We start from the raw sequence: 18,712 nt of genomic DNA on the forward strand, positions 1-18,712 counted from the left end.
CTGCCGAGATACGTAGCGTGGGCACGGTGCCACCGGGCGTGGGGAAGTCGGCGAGCCTGCCGATGCGTCGGGTGGACACCTGGGGGAAGTCATGTCTCGTACGCAACTCGGGCGCGCAGCGACCTTGCTGGTGGTGCCGTCCGTCCTCGCTCTCGCCCTGATCGCACCCGCCTCCGCGAAGGCGCCACCGACTCCGTCCGGCCTTCCGGCCGCGATCGAGGCGGGCGCGCCGTACGTGGGACCGATCAGCTGCGCGAAGCCGCACAAGGGGACGTCCCGCCTGGGCGCGCTCCTCGTCCGGACCTGGCCCGCGACCAGGTGGTCGGGAGCTCGCGACTGCTCGACGGCGACCAGCGAGCACCACGACGGGCGGGCGATCGACTGGACGACCAACGCACGGACCGTCCGCGGCAAGAAGCGTGGCACCGACCTGGCAGCGTGGCTGCTGCGCTCGGACGCCCGGGGCAACCGCTACGCGAACGTCCGCCGTCTGGGCGTCATGTACATCATCTGGAACAACAAGATCTGGTCGTCCTACCGCCCCGGCTGGCGCGTCTACAACGGCTGCACCGCCAAGAGCCGCGCCGGGACGGCGTACGACACCACCTGCCACCGCAACCACGTGCACCTCTCGCTGTCGTGGCCCGGCGCACGCGGCTACACCTCGTACTGGGACAAGTCCGTGGCCAAGGTCAACTACGGGCCCTGCCGCCCGGCCGACCTCAACTGGGCCGCGCGCTACACGAAGCGCCGGGCGACCCCGTGCCCTCGCTATCCGCGGGTGACCGCACGCGCCGGCTCGTCGACGCTGCACCGGACGCTCGTCGCCTACTCCGGGCTCCGGATCAGCTCGGGCACGCGCGGCCCGGCCGTCCGTGCGGTCCAGCAGGCGTTGCGCATCCGGGTCAGCGGCGTCTGGGACGCACGGTCGCGTGGGGTGATGCGCTCCTACAAGAGCGCCCGCCGCATGGGGTCGAGCTCGGTCGTCGGCAACGGTGTCTGGCGTTCGCTGCTCGCGCAGACGGCGCCGAGGCCGACGGCACGGGTGATGTGACGGCGCCCGGCGCGGCCGAGGCTAGCGCTTCTTCTTCTTTTTCTTCTTCAGGACCTTGACCGTCTGCGTGGTCGACACCGTCGACTTCCAGCCCTTGCTGCCGCTCTTGGCCCGCACGACCACGCGGTAGCGCTTGGTGCCTTTGGAGGTCATGCGGACCTTGGTGGACACCCGGCCGGTCTTGGAGGTGCGCAGCGTCTTGACCTTGCGCCACTTGCCCTTGCGCCACTGCTGCAGCACGACCTTCGCGCGCTTGGCGGGGAGACCGACCGAGGTGACGCGGGCCTTGAAGCGGACCTTCTGCCCGACCCGCACCTTGGCCTTCGAGCGGGAGAAGCTGACCTTGGCGGCCAACCGCGCGAATTCGTTGACCGACGTGACGACGGTCGCGGCGCGGCCGTTGACGGAGACCTTGAGCGCCGTACGGCCGCCCACGGAGGTCCGGGCGAGACCCGGGTTGCCGCTGGCGGTGAGGACGGTGACGACGCGTGCCGTCCGACCCGTCGCCACGCTCACCGGCACCCGGACGACCGACCCGCGGGTCGAGCGGCCGTACGACTGACCGAGCGTGCCGGCGGACGTGGTGGCGCCGGAGACGCGGGGTGTCCCTGTCGTCAGGAACCGGGCGTTGCGGACGGTGCCCGTGGAGTCTGTCCCGGTGAGCGCGACGGCGCGGCCGCCGACCCGGGCACCGACGCCCGACGGGAGAACCCACTGCTGCTGCACGGTGCCGGACGTCTTCGTCGCGCGGACGAGGTCCTCCACGACGACCGCGTCGATGCCGCGCAAGTAGTAGACGCACCGTGCCAGCTCGAAGCCGCTGCTGGCGAGGTAGCCCGGGTCGTAGACACAGGTGCGGTCGGTCGAGGCCGATGTCGCCGACGCCTGCACCCGGCCGTACACCGCACGGTTGGGAGTGCCCGGAGCGACGAGCGCACTGTGGGCCGTGCGCCGGATGATCGCCGAGCGCAGCCCCGAGCCGTTGTACGCGTACGGGCCGGGGTCGGCGATCCACGAGACCCCGTCGGCGTACATCGTCATCGCGGTCGTGTCGGCGTGCCGGTGCGACGGAAGGGCGTAGCGGTCGGCCGTGCGGACGGAGTAGAAGGTCGACGAGGTGTCGACGCCCGGAACCCAACCGGACCGGCCGAACGCGTAGCCGCCGGCGTAGCGGCGATAGAGAGCGCTCGGCTTGCGGCCCGCCTTGCCCGAGGTGCGGACCCACTCGGCCTCGGACGTCCCGCTGAAGACGCCCGACGGGATCTTCTGGAGGTGGGTGTCACCGATGGTCTCGAGGTAGCGGTCGGGTCGGCTCGCCTGCGCGTAGAACGAGCCACGGGCGTTGAGCATCGTCGCGACCTTCGATGCCGACGACGTCGCGCCGTACAGCGTGAACACGTTGACGGCGCGGTGCATGATCGTGCCGAGGTAGAGGCCGTAGCCCGGGGCGCCCTCGAGGTCGGAGCCGTCGGCGTGCGCGAGGCGCTGGGCGACGTTGACCGTCTGGTCGCGCAGCTTGACGCGCTGCGCCTCGGTGCCTGCCTGCCGCGCCCCGGCGTACGCCGACAGCTTGAGGTTCATCATCGTGTTGTTGCCGGAGGTGCCGTAGGCGAGTGCCTTCGGCAGCTCGGCCTTCAGCTGCTTGCCCGCCCAGGTGCGGTGGGTGGCCGACGCCGCGAGCCGGCTCATGCAGACGAAGGTGCCGATGCGGAAGCCGAGGTACTGAGGGTGGTTCTGCCAGTAGGTGCGCTTCTTGACCGGGTTGTCGCGGACCCAGTCGAGCATCAGCGCGGTGAACCGGGCCTGCATCGCCGCGCCCTCGGCGTCGCCGAGTGCCAGGCCGGTCTTGAGCAGCGGCAACGCCCAGTGCAGCGAGTGCATGTAGCGGTCGCCCGCCAGGTCGAGCCCGGCCTGCGGCTTCCACGAGGGGTTGGCGGCGAGGGTCATGGTGCCGTACTGGCCCATGTCGACGCGGCCGTTCATGATCGCTCGCGCGCGGTCGAGGTCGGCGCGCGTCAGGGAGCCGAGCGTGTGCATGTTCTCGCACACCCCGTCGTAGCCCGCGGCGGCGGCCGCTGGGCTCGGCGCGGCGACGGCTTGGACGGCGACGACGCCGGAGACGCTCAGCGCCGCGGCGACGGCGACGCCGGTGAGTCGGCGAACCACGGGCGTACGGCGGCGCGGGGCGATGCTGCGGGGGAAAGGCATAGGCCAGCCATAGTTGCAGACCGGGGGGTCGCCCGGAAGTCATCTCGAGCCGGGATCCGGCGAGACCCCGTACATTTCCCGCATGGACCTGCGTGACGACGATCTGACGTCGCTGGCGAACTCGCTGGCCGAGCTCGTCGGAGCACCGATCACGATCGAGGATCCCCAGGCGAACGTCCTGGCCTACTCCCAGAGCCTCGACGCCGACCGCTCGCAGGCCGTCGACGACGCCCGCATCACCACGATCCTCGGACGCCAGGTGCCTCCGCACTACCGCACCCTGCTCGACGAGGCAGGCGTCTACAGCCAGATCTCGCGGTCCCAGGACGTCGTCACGGTGGACCTTCCCGGCTCCGGCATGACGCAGCGGGCGATCGTGGCCGTGCGTGACGAGACCGGCACGCTGCTCGGGTCGGTCTGGGCGGCCGTACCCTCCGGGCTGACCGAGGTGCAGCGGCAGGCGCTGCTCGACGGCGCGCCGGTCGTCGCGCGCGGGCTGGTCCGACAGCGGGAGCGCGCCGACTCCTCCCGCCGCCGCACCGTCGAGGTCGTCGAGGCACTGCTGCGCGGGGGCGACGACGCCGCGCGTGCGGCGGACTCGGCCGGGCTCCGCTCGCCCTGCACCGTGGTCGTGCTCGCGTCGGACCGGCCCGACGACGTGGTCCCCGCCCACCGGGCGGGAGCGTTCGTCCTCCACCTCGCCGCCGTGGCGCCGAGCGCCGCTGCCGCCCAGGTGGACGGTGTGGTCTACGCCGTGGTCGCCGGCGACGAAGCAGCGGCCGCGCGGCTGGCCCGCGACTTCCTCGCCCGCTCTCACGGCCCTCTCGTGGTCGGCGTCGGGCGTACGGTGGGGTCCCCCGAGGCGATCGACCTCTCGGCCCGTGACGCCGACGGCGTCGTCCGCGTCCTGCGTCGCCGCGGTCGTACGGGCGCCGTCGAGACCGTACGGAGCACCCTCACCGACGTCGTCGCGATGCGTGCCGCGGACGCCTTCGCCGGCTACGAGGACTTCAGTCCCCTCACGGCCCTGGAGCGCTTCGACGCCGAGCACCATGCCGACCTGATGTCGAGCGCGCGCGCCTACCTCGCCCACGGCGGCGACGTCGGTGCGGCAGCGGCGTCGCTGCACGTGCATCCCAACACCCTCCGCAACCGGCTCCGCCGCGCGTCCCAGGCGGTCGGTGTCGACGTCGACGACCCCGACACCCGTCTCCTGCTGGCACTCCACGTCAAGCTGCGCGAGCTCGACGCCTGAGCCCGCGCGGCCGCGGGCGTGACGGGTGTGCGATCGCACACCCGTGCCTCGCCGATCGTGGCCGAACGCACAGCCCGCGGGACGCCATGCCGTCCGACCATGAGGGGATGAGCACACCGGGCAGCGCCGCGAGCGCGTCGAGCACTCCTCAGCACGTCGTCGTCGCCGGAGCCGGCATGGTCGGTCTGTCGACGGCGTGGTTCCTCCAGGAGCGCGGCGTGCAGGTCACCGTCGTCGACCGGGCGGGCGTCGCGGCCGGCTCGTCGTGGGGGAACGCCGGGTGGATCTCCCCCGCGCTCACGCTGCCGCTGCCCGAGCCTGCGGTCCTCTCGTACGGTCTGAAGGCGATGCTCAGCCCGTCCTCTCCGGTCTACGTGCCGCTGACGGCCGACCCCAAGCTGCTGCGCTTCCTCGTCGGCTTCGCGCGCAACTGCACCCCGAAGCGGTGGCGCTCGGCGATGGCGGTCTTCGCGGCCCTCAACCGCGACGCGCTCGGCGCCTACGACGTGCTGGGCGACGGCGGTGTTGCCGGCCACGCGGTGGACGAGCCGATCCAGGACGCCGACCCGTTCCTCGCGGGGTTCAGCTCCGTGGAGAACCGCACGACGCTCGTCGAGGAACTGGCCCATGTCGTCTCCTCGGGCGGCTCGGTGGACTACGACCTGCTGAGCGGTGAGGAGATCCGCTCGCTCGAGCCGACCCTCGGCGACGGCGTACGCGCCGGTGTCCGGATGCTGGGGCAGCGATACGTCAACCCGCCGGCGTACGTCGGGTCCCTGGCGGAGTCGGTGGTGGCTCGCGGCGGCGAGATCCGCGCCGGGTTCGACGTGAAGGACGTGCTCGACCTCGGGGCACGCGGGGTGGAGGTGCTCGCGCGCACCGGCGAGCGGCTGCGCGCCGACGCCGTCGTCCTGGCCACCGGGACATGGCTCGGTGATCTCGCCCGGGCGTACGGGGTGAAGCGCGTCGTCCAGGCCGGTCGTGGCTACAGCTTCACCGTCGTCCCCGAGCAGATGCCCAAGAACCCGATCTACTTCCCGGTCGAGCGCGTCGCGTGCACACCGCTCGGTGATCGCCTGCGCGTGGCGGGGACGATGGAGTTCCGCGACCCCGACGCCCCGTTGGAGCCAGCGCGGATCGAGGCGATCGTGGCGTCGGCGCGGCCGATGTTCACCGGCGTCGACTGGGACGCACGGCAGGAGGAGTGGGTCGGCTCGCGCCCGTGCACGACCGACGGGTTGCCGCTGGTCGGAGCGACGCGTTCGCCGCGGGTCCACGTCGCCGGGGGCCACGGAATGTGGGGCATCGCCCTCGGGCCGCTCACCGGGCGGATGGTGGCGGACGCGATGACGGGCCGCCAGGCGCCTGCGTACGCGCGTCACCTCGACCCTCTGCGCTGAGGAATCTCATCTCCTGCTGACATTTCGGTCGAATCAGGTCGAGGGCTCCAGGCGGCCGTTCTGAGTCGGTATGCTCGGCCCGGAGCACCTGCCGTGGTCACCGTCGACCGCGTACGCGTCCGGTCCCGGCGCGATCGGCTGAACGGAGGATTCGACCCATGGCGTTTCTGCTGCGCATCGAGCTTCCTGACGTCCCCGGGTCGCTCGGTGCCGTCGCCAGCGCACTCGGTGAGGCGGGAGCCGACATCCACGCGATCGAGATCGTGGAGCACCGCGGCGACGGCAAGGCCGTCGACGACGTGCTCTTGGAGCTGCCGGTGACGACGATGCCCGACCAGCTCATCACCGCGTGCCACCGGCTCGACGGCGTACGCGTCCAGTGGATCTCGCGCTACAACGCCGGGGCCAACCTCTCGATGGACCTCGAGGCTGTCGAGGCGTTCACCGCCGAGCCTGCGCGTGCCCTGGAGAGCCTGGTCGACCGGGTGCCCGAGACCTTCCGCTCGGACTGGGCTCTGCTGCTCGCCCTCGGTCCGGACGGCCAGCAGGTCCTCCACGCGACCGCGACCGCACCTGAGCGGGTCCCTGACGTCGAGAAGTGGTTCACGCTCGAGCAGGCCCAGCGGCTCGCCCACGTCCCCGACTGGGGCTCGATGGTGCTCGCCGGCGCCCCGGTGCCTCAGCGCGACGCGGTGGTCGTCTTCGGCCGCCACGGTGGTCCACCGGTCCTCGATTCCGAGCTGGCCCGGCTCGGGCACATCGTGGCCCTCGCGGCGTCCGTGGCCGCCGCGCTCTGACCGCCAGCTCGAGCCGGGCGCCGACGTCAGATGCAGCCCAGCCGCTCGACGACCCGGGGCCAGCGCTCGACCCGTTCACCGCTCCCGACGTAGGCCCAGGCGCCGTCGGCGGAGAGCCACAGGTGGTCGCTTCCACGACGGAAGCCGGTGTCCCTGGCGTCGGGAGCGAGCGCGACCGATGAGGCGTAGGGCCCTGCGAAGAAGTCGGCGAGGCTGGCATCGGGCTCGCGGACGTACTCGGCCTTGCCGACCTTGAGGAAGGTCATGTGCTCCCAGGCGCAATGCTCCGCTCCCGCGTACGAGGTGATCCGGCGGGTCGACACCCGGCCGGTGGCGTCGGACCACACCTGGACCCCCGCCGCCTCGGCCACCTCCTCGGGAAGCTCGGCGTAGTCGCAGCGCGCCCAGGACTCGACGTACCACCCCTTCTCGCCGAAGGCCTCGCCGTCGCGGGCGATCACGGCCTGGCGTACGCGGCCGTCGGCAGTGAAGGTGAACAGCGTGCGGGGACCGTCCTCTCGAACCACCCGGTAGCCGTCGCGGACCCCGTCGAGCTGCCGCTCGTCGAAGGCCGTACGCAGCGCCTCCTCCGCATCGTCGCTGAGCGCGCCGTCGTCGTGCTCGTCCGGATAGCCGTTGCCGCCCTCCGCGGACCCGTCGCACTCCACGACCTTGTGCGCAGCACCCTGCCGCCCTTCGACAGCGAGCGGTCCTTCGTACGTCCCGGTTACGCGGTCCTGACCGCATGCGGTGCAGGTCAGCATCAGGAGTGCGGCAGCGAGGGCAGGAGAGAGCAGGCGGTGACGGCGCACGGCGTCCTACTTCGCGTCGGTCACCGGGACGTGCGCCGAGTGGCTGCGGCCGAGCGCCGCGACCTCGCGCTCCATCTGCGGCACCGTCCTCTTGACCAGGCGCTTGGCGATCGGCTCGGCGACCGCTGAGGAGAAGAGCGGCTTGGTGAGGTTGGCGACCAGGACCCCCTTGGGGACGTAGACCCGGCGCTTCTTCTTCTCCAGCCCGTGCGTGACCGCCTCGACGCACTCCTCCAGCGACGTCGTGCCGTTGGCCGGCCACGGGAGCCGTCCGCGGATCGCCTTGAACGACGGGAGGTCGTCCTCCGCCCCGCGGACGATGTCGGTGTCGATCCACGAGGGGTGGCAGACGCCGACCTTCACGCCGTGGACCCACATCTCCTGGCGGTACGCGAGGGCGAGGGCCTCGACGCCCGCCTTGCTCGCGTTGTACGGCGCCAGGCCCGCGAGCGGTGTGAATGCCGCCAACGACGAGACGACGAGGACGTATCCCTTCGTGGCGATCACGTGCGGAGCTGCCGCGCGGAGCGTCCGGAAGACGCCGTTGAGGTTCACGTCCACCACCCGCTCGAACGCGCCGGGATCGATCTGGCGCACCGTGCCGTACGCGGCGATGCCGGCGTTGGCAAGCACGTGGTCGATGCGGCCGAAGCGGTCCGCGGCGGCGTCGACGGCGGACTGGACCGCGTCCGTGTCACGGACGTCGGCCTCCCACCAGTCGGCGGCGTCACCCAGCTCGGCGGCGAGGGACTTCAGCTCGTCGGGCTCGAGGCCGAGGAGCGCGACGCGACCTCCACGACGGACGTACTCGCGGGCGACACCTGCGCCGATGCCGCGTGCGGCACCGGTGACGACGGCAACCTTGCCGGTGAAGGATGAGGGCATGGCCGCCAAGATACCGTCGGTATCCCGCCATGCGCCACCCTCGATGTCACATGGTGGAGGTCATTGGAGGTCGGGTCAGGTGGCGAGTGCCCGGAGGATGTCCTCGACCCGCTCCTTGGCGTCCCCGAACAGCATCTGGGTGTTGTCGCGGAAGAACAGCGGGTTCTGGACGCCCGCGTAGCCCGCCGCCATCGACCGCTTGAACACGATGACGTTCTCGACCTCCCACACCCGCAGCACCGGCATCCCGGCGAGCGGGCTCGTGGGGTCCTCGGCTGCGGCGGGGTTCACCGTGTCGTTGGCGCCGATCACCAGCACCACCGACGTCTCGGCGAAGTCGTCGTTGATCTCGTCCATCTCGAGCACGATGTCGTACGGGACCTTGGCCTCGGCGAGCAGCACGTTCATGTGCCCGGGGAGGCGACCGGCGACCGGGTGCACGCCGAAGCGGACCTCGATGCCTCGGTCGCGCAGCCTGCGGACGAGGTCGGCGACCGGGTACTGCGCCTGAGCCACCGCCATCCCGTACCCGGGGGTGATGACGACCGACCGCGCGCTCTTGAGGAGCTCGGCAGCATCGGCGGCGGTGATCTCGCGGTGATCGCCGTAGTCGGTCGCGTCACTGGTCGCGGCCTCGATGCCGAAGCCGCCGGCGATGACGGAGAGGAACGAGCGGTTCATCGCCTGGCACATGATGTAGGACAGGTAGGCACCCGACGACCCGACGAGCGCGCCGGTCACGATCAGCAGGTCGTTGTTGAGCAGGAAGCCCGACGCGGCCGCTGCCCAGCCCGAGTAGCTGTTGAGCATCGACACGACGACGGGCATGTCGCCACCGCCGATCGAGGCCACGAGGTGCCAGCCGAGCGCCAGCGCGACGACGGTGAGGAGGATCAGCAGCGTGAGGTTCGGGGAGATGACGAACCAGACCGTCAGGATCACGAAGACGACGAGCGCGCCGATGTTGATGAGGTTCTTGCCCGGCAGCATCAGCGGCGCCGACCGCATCTTCGCCGACAGCTTGAGGTTGGCGACGATCGAGCCGGTGAAGGTCACGGCGCCGATGAAGATGCCGATGAAGATCTCGGCGTGGTGGATGTCGGCCAGCGAGCCGGTCAGGTGGTTCGGCGCCAGGTAGCCGTTCCAGCCCACCAGCACCGCGGCGAGGCCGACGAAGGAGTGCAGGAGCGCGATCAGCTCGGGCATCTGCGTCATCGCGACGCTCCGCGCCCGCCACAGTCCCAGCGCGGCGCCGATCGCGACCGCCACGAGCAGCAGCGCGATCGCGTCGGCGTCGGCGACGTCGGCGACGAGCACGAACGTCGCCACGAGCGCGATCCCCATGCCGGCGATCCCGTACCAGACACCGTTGCGTGACGTCTCGTGCTTGGACAGCCCGGCCAGGGACAGGATGAACAGCAGCGACGCGACGATGTACGCCGCGGTGGCAGCACTCTGTGCGGTCATGGCGGCGTCAGTCCTTCGAGAACATGCTGAGCATGCGACGGGTCACGGCGAAGCCGCCGAAGACGTTGATGGAGGCCAGGAGGATCGCGATGAACGAGAGGACACGGATCACCGTGGCGTTGTCGGCCCCGTCGTCGACCGAGATCTGCAGCATCGCGCCGACGACGATGATGCCGCTGATCGCGTTGGTCACCGACATCAGCGGCGTGTGCAGGGCGTGGTGCACCTTGCCGATCACGTAGTAGCCGACGACGACCGCGAGCGTGAGCACCGTGATGTGCTCCGGCAGCGGCGCGGGCGCGAAGGCGTTGACGAGGAAGAGCGCGAGGATCCCGGTGCCGATGAGGCCCCACGTGACGGCAGGCTTGGCCGGCGCCTTGGCCTTGGTCGCGGGTACGGGAGCGGGTGCAGCGGCTGCCGGGGGCGCCGCCGAGACGGCGACCGGGGGTGGCGGCCACGTCTTCTCGCCGTCTCGGACCACGGTGACCGTGCGCTGGACGACGTCGTCGAAGTCGAGGACGAGCTCTCCGTCCTTGGCCGGCGTGAGCAGCTTGAGCAGGTTGACGAGGTTGGTGCCGTACAGCTGGGAGGCCTGCGTCGGGAGGCGCCCGGCGAGGTCGGTGTAGCCGAGGATCGTCACCCCGTTGTCGGTGACGACCTTCTCCCCCGCGACGGAGCCGGCCACGTTGCCGCCCTGGCCGGCGGCCATGTCGACGATGACGCTGCCCGGCTTCATGCTCGCCACGTCGGCCTCGGTCAGCAGCCGCGGTGCGGCACGCCCGGGGATCAGCGCGGTCGTGATGACGATGTCGACGTCGAGGACCTGCTCGGAGTAGATCTCGGCGGCGCGGCGGTCGTAGTCCTCGCTGGTCGCCTTGGCGTAGCCGTCGGTGGACGCCTCCTGCTGCTCGACGTCGACCGGGAGGTACTCGCCGCCGATCGACCTGACCTGGTCGGCGACCTCAGGGCGCGGGTCGGTGGCGCGGACGATCGCGCCGAGACTGCTCGCCGCGCCGATCGCTGCCAGTCCCGCGACCCCGGCGCCCGCGACCAGCACCTTGGCCGGGGGGACCTTGCCGGCGGCCGTGACCTGGCCGGTGAAGAACCGCCCGAACTCGTGCGCCGCCTCGACGACGGCCCGGTAGCCGGCGATGTTGGCCATCGACGACAGGACGTCCATCGACTGTGCGCGGGAGATGCGCGGCACCGCGTCCATCGCCAGCACGGTCAGGTGACGCTGTGTCAGCTCGTCGACGAGGCTCTCGTTCAGCGCCGGGGACAGCAGGCTGATGAGGGTCGCGTGGTCGGCAAGGAGGCCGATCTCGTCCGGCGAGGGGGCGTTGATCTTGAGCACGAGGTCGGACCGCCACGCCTCGTCGCGGGGCACGACCGAGGCGCCGGCCTCGACGTAGGCCTCGTCGGAAAAGCTGGACGCCTCGCCTGCGCCGGACTCGACCACGACGTCATAACCCAGCTTGATCAGCTGCGTCACGGTCGCCGGGGTCCCGGCGACACGGGTCTCGCCCGGCGAGGTCTCTTTGACCACGCCGATCTTCATTCGGGAGACGTTATCGGCAGCGACTGGCGCCGACCAGAGGGTGAGACGTGCGTCTCATTGCGCGGAGGTTAACGCCTCAGGCGACGCCGTACAGCCGGTCACCGGCGTCCCCGAGACCCGGCACGATGTATCCCACGTCGTTGAGCTTCTCGTCCACCGCGGCGACCACCAGCGACACCGGCACCTCGACGTCGGCGAGGTCGTTCTCGACACGGGCGATGCCCTCGGGCACGGCCAGCAGGCAGATCGCGGTGATCGCCGTGCACCCTCGACCGACGAGGAACGCGATCGCCGCCGAGAGGGTGCCGCCGGTGGCGAGCATCGGGTCCAGCACGTACGCCTGGCGGCCGGTCAGGTCGTCGGGCAGCCGCTCGGCGTACGTCGCGGGCTCGAGGGTCGTCTCGTTGCGGATCATCCCGAGGAAGCCGACCTCGGCCGTCGGGAGCAGGCGCTGCATGCCGTCGAGCATGCCGAGGCCGGCGCGCAGGATCGGCACGATGAGCGGCTTCGGCGGCGCGAGGCGTACGCCCTCGGCCGGCGACACCGGGGTCTGCACGAGGACCGGCTCGACCCGGACGTCGCGGGTGGCCTCGTACGTCAGAAGCGTGACGAGCTCGTCGGTCAACCGCCGGAAGGTCGGGGAGTCGGTCCTCGAGTCGCGGAGCGTGGTGAGCTTGTGGGCCACCAGCGGGTGGTCGACGACGTGGATGTCCATGCGGCGAACCTTACCGAGCGACGATCTGCCGGCGACTCCCCTACACGAGGGTGTGATCGTCTGCCATCCTGCGGGTACGTGCACGACGACGAGCGAAGGGGGTGTGGCCGTGGAGGACGATCTGCAGGGCGAGGTCGATGTCGCGGTCGCCGCCTACCGTGACGAGGGCGGCTGGCAGCTGACCCGCCTTCCCGCCGGTGTCACCGGAGACATCGAGGAGGTCGAGCGGGCGCTGCGCCCGTTCCCTTCGGAGTGCGGTGTGATCGGCATGGTCGCCGTCGACGAGGACTTCTTCGTGCTCGTGCGCGTCTGGGGCCGCAGCACGCTCCTTCTCCTGTCCGACATCACCGCCGTCGACGAGTGGCCGCTCGCCAGCTCCGTCGCCGACGAGCTCGACCTCCCCGACCCGGAGGACGACGACGAGCCGCAGCCTGCCGGTGACATGGAGATCCTGGCCGACCTGGGTGTGAGCGCGATCGATCTCGCCGTGATGCTCGACGATCCGGACGCCTACCCGGACGAGGTGCTCGGCGACATCGCCGAACGGCTCGGGTTCGGCGACGCCTACCAGGCGCTCGCCGGCTGACGTGTCGTCCCCGCTCGTCCACGACGACGCCCTGATGGGCAGGGCGCTCGACCTGGCGTCACGCGCTCTCGAGACCGCCGACGTCCCGGTCGGGGCGCTCGTCGTCGACGCTGACGGAGCCGTCCTGGGCGAGGGCTGGAACGCGCGGGAGCGCGACGGCGACCCGACGGCGCACGCCGAGGTGATCGCGCTACGGGCCGCGGCGGCCGCGCGGGGCGAGTGGCGACTCGACGGCTGCACCCTCGTCGTCACGCTCGAACCCTGCACGATGTGCGCGGGTGCGCTCGTCCTCGCTCGCGTCGCCCGCCTCGTGTTCGGGGCGTACGACGACAAGGCGGGAGCGGTCGGTTCGTTGTGGGACGTCGTCCGGGACCGGCGGCTCAACCATCGCCCTGAGGTCCGCGGAGGGGTGCGTGCCGAGGAGGCGCGGGCCCAGTTGCTGGCCTTCTTTGCTGAGCACCGCTGAGCCCTGACCCGGTTCCGGAGGCGGGCGGCAGGTCCGGTAATCTCTCCTGCGGTGGCGTGTCCGAGCGGCCGAAGGTGCAACACTCGAAATGTTGTGTAGGGCAACCTACCGTGGGTTCAAATCCCACCGCCACCGCCATGACGAGCCCCGTCCGGGATCCCCGGGCGGGGCTCGCTGTCGTACGCCCTCTCCTGCGGCCGATTCCCCTCGGCCGATTCGGTGAGGAGATCGGGTCTCGATCGCGGAAACCCCCGATCTCCTCACCGAATCGCGGGGTGGGTGGGCTGGGTGGGGAGGCGCCTGGGTGCGTACGGCGCAACTCGGAGTTGCTATCTGTGTTACATCTCGTGGCAGGTGGGAAACGTGCGGCCAGTCCTCGAGAGGAGACCCCCGTGCCCGCACCGACTTCCGACAACCACCCCCGACCCATCGAGACCGACTGGGGCCGCCGTGCGTTCCTGGCCAGAGCCGGCGTGCTCGGCCTCGCCGCCGCGGCTCCACCCGCACTCTTCGCCGCACCGGCCCGTGCCGCCACCACCGACGACGCCCTCGAAGCCCTCCTGGCCTGGCTGCGCCCGCAGCTCCAGCGCCTGTCGGCCGACACCTTCGGAGGGGTCGCGGCGTTCTGCTATCCCGGCCCCGACGCCTTCTCGCTCCGTCAGCTCGAGGTCCGTCGCGAGGCCGGGGGCATCGCCACCCGCACGCCACAGTTCCTGATGGACACCCTCGACGGCTACATCCCGCTCCCCGACTCGATCGTCGTCCCGCTGCTCACCGACGGGACGCGGCAGCTCGGCGCCCTGCCGAGGCCCCTGCCGTACGTGGTCACCCGGGCAGGGCTGAGGCGGGCCCAGCGCCTCGACGAGGCGCTCACGATCGTGCTCGAGAACGACGAGCACCTGCCCGCCTCCATCGTGGTGGCGTTGCTGCTCAACGTCACCGCGGCCGTCCTGGTCCCGGCGTCGCTGCTGCGGTTGGGCTTCAACTCGCCGTTCGCGCGGTTGCGGTACGCCGAGAAGGCCCGCGTCTTCGCCGACCTGGAGAGCGACGAGCCGACGGTGGTGAAGGTGCTCCGCCCGATCGTGGGCGACTTCCTCGCCGACGAGCTGCGGGGCCTGGTCCACTACCTCGCGATGGCGCTCCTCGCGCTGCCGTCCGACGGCATGTACAGCGAGCAGTCGGCGTACGACCGCGCCACCAAGCGGCTCGTCCGCCGCCCGATCGGGTGGGACCAGACGAACTACCTGCCAGGCAGGACCACACCGCCCGACGGGCACGCCGAGCTCCTCGGCTACTACCAGGGCCGGACGGAGGTGGAGGGCTGATGCGCGACGTCATCGTGGTCGGCGCCGGAGGCGGCGGACCGGTCGTGGCCGCCGAGCTCGCCGCACGCGGGCTCGACGTGCTGCTCCTCGAGGGCGGCTCCTCGCACGCGCAACCTGAGCGGGAGTGGACGCACTTCGAGAACGACGCCTTCAACCCCAAGGACGGCTACTTCCGCGTCGGACCCGCAGACCGCGACCGGCCTGCCTGGATCCGCGACCAACCTCAGAACTCCTACCTCTGGAACGTCACCGGCGTCGGTGGGACGACGCTGCACTACTACGGCAACAGCCCTCGGGCCTACCGTGGCGCCTTCGCCGGGTACGACGGCGCGGACCGCGACGCGTACGACACCGATCATCTGTTCCCCTTCCCGTACGAGGAGCTGGTGCCCTACTACGAGTGGGTCGAGGCGACGCTTCCCGTCCAGACGGCGCCGATGGGCCGCAAGGAGCGGGTGTTCTTCGACGGGTGCGAGGCCCTCGGGCTGCCCGTCCAGACGACGAAGGACACCCACGGCATCGCGTTCCGACCCCAGGAGAACGCCATCCTGCAGCCGCAGGGGACGGCAGGCCGGACCTCGGACTCGTCGTTGCTCGTCTATCCGCAGGCGCAGGGCTGCACCTTCTGCGGGTTCTGCGCGCAGGGGTGCCGGTCACCGCTCAAGGCCCCGCGCAACCAGTTCGCGAAGCGCTCCACCGACAACAGCTATGTCCCGATGGCGGTGACGGCCTCGGCGTGGGCCGCGGCGGGCCGTGACGCCGAGCTCGTCACCGACGCCTTCGTCACCCAGGTCCACACCGAGGAGCGCGGCGGGCGCACCGTCGCCACGGGCGTGACATACCGGACCGACAACGACACGGAGACCGTCCGGGAGGACGCCGCCGTGGTCGTCCTCGCCGGGGGGTGTGTCGAGACACCGCGGCTCTGGCTGGGGTCGGGACTGCCGAACCCGAACGGCTGGGTGGGTCGGGGTCTGACCGACCACTACCTCGACTGGGTGGTCGGGACGTTCGACCGCGACACCGGCGCGTCGCGCGGTCCGGCCTCGGCGGCACGGGCGGAGTTCCCCGGGTACGGCTGCCTCGAGCAGGGTGGGCTTCCGCCGGCGCTCCAGGCGTTCAGCATGAGCCACAGCGGGAGCGGGATCCGCGAGATGTACGACCTCGGCCGAGGCAAGCGCGGAGCGTGGGACGGCGTCTCCGGACGGCTCCAGGGCTCGGAGCTGAAGGACGTGATGCTCAACGGCATCGACCGTCTTCTCAGCGTCCTCGTCATCACCGCCGACGACGTGGAGCCGGACAACCGCGTACGGCTCTCGCCGCTGTATCCGCGCGACGAGCACGGCGCGCCCGCCCGGGTGGAGATGGACTTCACGAGACGCTCCGCCGACACCGTGCGGCGGCGCAACTTCCTCGCCAACCGGGCGGCCGAGGTCCTGCGCGCAGCGGGGGCGCGCAAGGTCTACCGGATCGACTGGGCGCCGCTCATCCTCCACACGCAGTCGTCGATGAGGATGGGCGCCGACCCGGCCACGTCGGTCGTCGGGCCGACGGGTGAGGCCAGGGCGGTGGAGCGCCTCTTCGTCGCCGACAACTCGGTGCTGGCGAACTCCCTCGGCGGACCGAACCCCACCTTGACCACGCAGGCGATCGGGACGCGCACGGCCGAGCAGATCTTTGCCACGTACTTCGACGGCGACCCGTGGGTGGGAACGGAGGCGCCGGTGCCGTCGACCGATCCGCGGATCAGCGCGGCGCTGTGATCCGCGCGGTCACATCTCCGGGCGGCCGTCGCGCCAGTAGCCCATGAATGCCACCGACCGGCGGTCCACGCCGCTCTCGCTCACCAGGAACCGTCGAAGCGTCTTGATCACCGACGCCTCGCCGGCCAGCCAGGCGTAGAGATCGCCGGTCGGAGGCAGGGGCATGCCCTGGTCGTCGAGCGCGACCTCCCACACGAGCTCGTCGCCGACCACCTCGTCGAGGGCGACGTCACCCGCCTCGCCGTCACCCGCCTCGCCGTCACCGGCCTCGCCCTCGGCCGGTGCGGGGATCCCCAGCATCGCCGAGGCGCACCGTCGGACCGCGGGGACGAGCCGTTGGCCGTGGCGGCTCCCCTCGCGCGCGATCCAGGTCAGCGAGACGCCTGCGGGTCGGGCGAGGTCGGTGATGTCGTCCGCGTACGGAACCTCGAGGATGACGTGGCCGCGACGGTCGCTCGGCAGGTCCTCCAGGATCCGGGAGATCGCGGGGACCGCCGTCTCGTCGCCCACGATCAGCACGGGTCGGTCGGCGCTCGGGACGGCGAACTCCAGTCCGCCGTGCGGACCGGGGTGGGCGGCGTTCGGGCCCATCAGCACGGCGGGCGTGCCCGGTCGGCACGTCGCGGCGAAGCGGCCGGCCGGTCCGGTCGCGCCGTGCAGCACCACGTCGACGTCGACCTCGCGGAGCGCGGGACGCGACGCGCGGACGGTGTACGTACGGATCGGGTTGCGGTGCTCGTCGGGGAGGCTCCGCCACCGGTCGTACCAGTCAGGTGCGGACGGGACGTGCTCGTAGCCGCCGGTCGTATCCGGGAGCAGCAGCTTGATGCGCTGGTCGAAACCGTTCGCCGACATCGCGTCGAGGTCGTCCCCCCGGAAGGTGATGCGGACGAACGAGCGCGAGAGGCGGACCGTGCGAGCCACGGTGACGTCGAAGAACCGCCAAGGCTGGACGGCCTTCTCGATGGTGATGGTCACCGTGGCTCCTCCTGAGTGTGGCTTAGAGGTAAGGCTAACCAAAGAACCTTGAAGCGGTCCAGACGAAGAGCCACTAGCCTCCTGGTACGAGCCATGCGACGAAGGAGCCCATCATGCCGACTCCACGCCAGCCCATCACCGCCATCGCAGCCCTGGTCCTCGGGATCGGGCTCCTCGCTGCCGCAGGGGGTGCCGCTCAGGGCGACGACGCTGCACTCACCCCTGACAAGCGGGCCCTCGTCGCCGAGGCCGAAGCAGTCGAAGACGCAGCCGCAGCATCTGACCAGCCGCCTGCTCTGGCCTACGACGGTCCCATCGCGACCTCGCTGCAGCGCGCCGTCGCCGACCGCGTGACGGAGCTGCTCACCCCGCAGGGTGACAAGCCTGCCGACGGAGTCCCCGTGAGCCTCGATGCCGGAGTGATCGGCGTGACGGGGAGCCCGACGGCCGGCTACACCCTCGTCGTGACGCGGGGCACCGACGGCGCGGCACTGGTGAACCGCCTCACCTCTGGTCTCTCGGCCACCGCACGCCGTCTCCTCACCGTGCGGACGTCGGAGCGCACGGCGCAGGAGCTGCGCGACGCCTGGGTCGGCGTCACGGCGCAGCAGTGGCGCACGGCCGACGCCGCGCCGACCGCGGGCTACTCCATGGATCTCGATCCCGAGCTCGAAGCGGTCGTCGTCGACGTTGCCGCCGCGCCGCCACGAGCGGCCGCACGGCTCGATCGGCAGGCAGCGCCGGTCGAAGGAGTCGACGCGGGTGCGGTGGTGGTCCGCTACACCGGCAGTGCGGCCCGAGCGTCGCGCACCTCCGACACCTCGCCGCACTGGGGAGGCGCTCGGATCACCAGCCCCTCCAAGGTCTGCTCGTCGGGTTTCACCGTGCGCAGCAAGTCCTCGAGCACGCGCTACTCGGTCACCGCCGGACACTGCGGCGCGAACGGGACCTCGTGGTACTCCGGGTCGTACTACTTCGGGCAGATCGCCGGGCGGAGCAACTACCCCGCCTACGACCAGGCTCGCCTGGCCGGCTCCACGTACACGAACTCGATCTACACAGACGGGCTCGACAACTTCAACGTCCGTACGGTCACGGGGGCCAACGACGGCGCGGTCGGCGACAACGTGTGTGCGTCGGGTGCGGTGACGAAGTCGGTGTGCGGGATCGAGATCAAGAGCCTGTCCGCCTCGTACTGCGACGATCCGGCCAAGCCGGCCACGTGCAGCACCTACCTGATGCGGGGCCGACGGAGCGACGACCGGGTCATCGCCCGTCTGGGAGACAGCGGCGGTCCGGTCTACCAGCGCAACACGACGCAGTCGCGGGCCTCCATCCGGGCGATGGTGGTCGCGTACGACATGAGCGGGGTCCGGATGTACGCCGAGCGCTACAACTCGATCTCGAACCACCTCGGGGTGATCGCGGTCACGAGCTGACCCG

At 71.2% G+C, this 18,712-nt stretch carries 16 protein-coding genes and 1 tRNA gene; 10 read left to right on the top strand and 7 right to left on the bottom strand.

Annotated elements, in window-relative coordinates:
* The first annotated feature begins 91 nt into the window (after window positions 1-91).
* A complete protein-coding gene (locus KV102_RS07955) occupies window positions 92-1,054 on the top strand; it encodes a hypothetical protein (RefSeq protein ID WP_220345850.1) in 963 nt (320 codons plus the stop codon).
* A 21-nt stretch (window positions 1,055-1,075) separates the two neighbouring features.
* Here the strand turns inward: KV102_RS07955 and KV102_RS07960 are convergent, their stop codons facing one another.
* On the bottom strand, window positions 1,076-3,262 hold the full coding sequence (locus KV102_RS07960; protein WP_220345851.1) for a heparinase II/III family protein: 2,187 nt from the start codon (window positions 3,260-3,262) through the stop codon (window positions 1,076-1,078).
* A gap of 82 nt (window positions 3,263-3,344) precedes the next feature.
* Between KV102_RS07960 and KV102_RS07965 the strand changes: the two genes are divergently transcribed.
* The 3 genes from KV102_RS07965 (at window position 3,345) to KV102_RS07975 (ending at window position 6,714) form a co-directional block, all read left to right on the top strand.
* On the top strand, window positions 3,345-4,517 hold the full coding sequence (locus KV102_RS07965) for a CdaR family transcriptional regulator (RefSeq protein ID WP_220345852.1): 1,173 nt from the start codon (window positions 3,345-3,347) through the stop codon (window positions 4,515-4,517).
* A 107-nt stretch (window positions 4,518-4,624) separates the two neighbouring features.
* Window positions 4,625-5,917: an FAD-binding oxidoreductase gene (locus tag KV102_RS07970; RefSeq protein WP_220345853.1), complete on the top strand. Its 1,293-nt coding sequence runs from the start codon at window positions 4,625-4,627 to the stop codon at window positions 5,915-5,917.
* Window positions 5,918-6,075: 158 nt separating this feature from the next.
* Window positions 6,076-6,714: an ACT domain-containing protein gene (locus KV102_RS07975; protein ID WP_220345854.1), complete on the top strand. Its 639-nt coding sequence runs from the start codon at window positions 6,076-6,078 to the stop codon at window positions 6,712-6,714.
* A gap of 26 nt (window positions 6,715-6,740) precedes the next feature.
* Here the strand turns inward: KV102_RS07975 and KV102_RS07980 are convergent, their stop codons facing one another.
* The 5 genes from KV102_RS07980 to upp form a co-directional block, all read right to left on the bottom strand.
* The gene (locus KV102_RS07980) at window positions 6,741-7,526 is read right to left on the bottom strand and encodes a hypothetical protein (protein ID WP_220345855.1); all 786 of its coding nucleotides are present in this window, start codon (window positions 7,524-7,526) and stop codon (window positions 6,741-6,743) included.
* 6 nt (window positions 7,527-7,532) lie between these two features.
* Window positions 7,533-8,411 (bottom strand): SDR family oxidoreductase, encoded by an 879-nt coding sequence (locus tag KV102_RS07985; RefSeq protein ID WP_220345856.1) that lies wholly within the window; start codon window positions 8,409-8,411, stop codon window positions 7,533-7,535.
* A 75-nt stretch (window positions 8,412-8,486) separates the two neighbouring features.
* Complete coding sequence (gene pntB / locus KV102_RS07990) at window positions 8,487-9,878, bottom strand: Re/Si-specific NAD(P)(+) transhydrogenase subunit beta (RefSeq protein ID WP_220345857.1); 1,392 nt, start codon at window positions 9,876-9,878, stop codon at window positions 8,487-8,489.
* 7 nt (window positions 9,879-9,885) lie between these two features.
* On the bottom strand, window positions 9,886-11,436 hold the full coding sequence (locus KV102_RS07995; RefSeq protein WP_220345858.1) for a Re/Si-specific NAD(P)(+) transhydrogenase subunit alpha: 1,551 nt from the start codon (window positions 11,434-11,436) through the stop codon (window positions 9,886-9,888).
* A 76-nt stretch (window positions 11,437-11,512) separates the two neighbouring features.
* Window positions 11,513-12,151 carry a uracil phosphoribosyltransferase gene (gene upp / locus KV102_RS08000; RefSeq protein ID WP_220343091.1) on the bottom strand — a complete coding sequence of 213 codons (639 nt, stop codon included), beginning with the start codon at window positions 12,149-12,151 and terminating at the stop codon, window positions 11,513-11,515.
* Between the two features lie 109 nt (window positions 12,152-12,260).
* On the opposite strand from upp, the gene KV102_RS08005 reads away from it, so the two are divergent.
* From KV102_RS08005 to KV102_RS08025, 5 genes are all read left to right on the top strand, one after another.
* A complete protein-coding gene (locus KV102_RS08005; protein ID WP_220343092.1) occupies window positions 12,261-12,737 on the top strand; it encodes a tRNA adenosine deaminase-associated protein in 477 nt (158 codons plus the stop codon).
* A gap of 1 nt (window position 12,738) precedes the next feature.
* On the top strand, window positions 12,739-13,203 hold the full coding sequence (tadA, locus tag KV102_RS08010; protein ID WP_301021919.1) for a tRNA adenosine(34) deaminase TadA: 465 nt from the start codon (window positions 12,739-12,741) through the stop codon (window positions 13,201-13,203).
* A gap of 50 nt (window positions 13,204-13,253) precedes the next feature.
* Window positions 13,254-13,341: transfer RNA gene (locus KV102_RS08015), tRNA-Ser, on the top strand.
* 254 nt (window positions 13,342-13,595) lie between these two features.
* On the top strand, window positions 13,596-14,528 hold the full coding sequence (locus KV102_RS08020) for a hypothetical protein (RefSeq protein WP_220345860.1): 933 nt from the start codon (window positions 13,596-13,598) through the stop codon (window positions 14,526-14,528).
* On the top strand, window positions 14,528-16,291 hold the full coding sequence (locus KV102_RS08025) for a GMC family oxidoreductase N-terminal domain-containing protein (RefSeq protein ID WP_220345861.1): 1,764 nt from the start codon (window positions 14,528-14,530) through the stop codon (window positions 16,289-16,291). The genes KV102_RS08020 and KV102_RS08025 overlap by 1 nt, the downstream gene beginning before the upstream one ends.
* A 9-nt stretch (window positions 16,292-16,300) precedes the next feature.
* Here KV102_RS08025 and KV102_RS08030 read toward each other — a convergent pair whose 3' ends face one another.
* On the bottom strand, window positions 16,301-17,269 hold the full coding sequence (locus KV102_RS08030; RefSeq protein ID WP_220345862.1) for a siderophore-interacting protein: 969 nt from the start codon (window positions 17,267-17,269) through the stop codon (window positions 16,301-16,303).
* Window positions 17,270-17,382: 113 nt separating this feature from the next.
* Here KV102_RS08030 and KV102_RS08035 point away from each other — a divergent pair, with 113 nt between their 5' ends.
* Window positions 17,383-18,708, top strand: coding sequence for a S1 family peptidase (locus KV102_RS08035; protein ID WP_220345863.1), 1,326 nt, complete (start codon window positions 17,383-17,385; stop codon window positions 18,706-18,708).
* The last annotated feature ends 4 nt before the right edge of the window (window positions 18,709-18,712 follow it).

The organism is Mumia sp. zg.B53 (genome assembly GCF_019550935.1).
In the GTDB taxonomy this organism is placed as follows: Bacteria; Actinomycetota; Actinomycetes; order Propionibacteriales; family Nocardioidaceae; genus Mumia.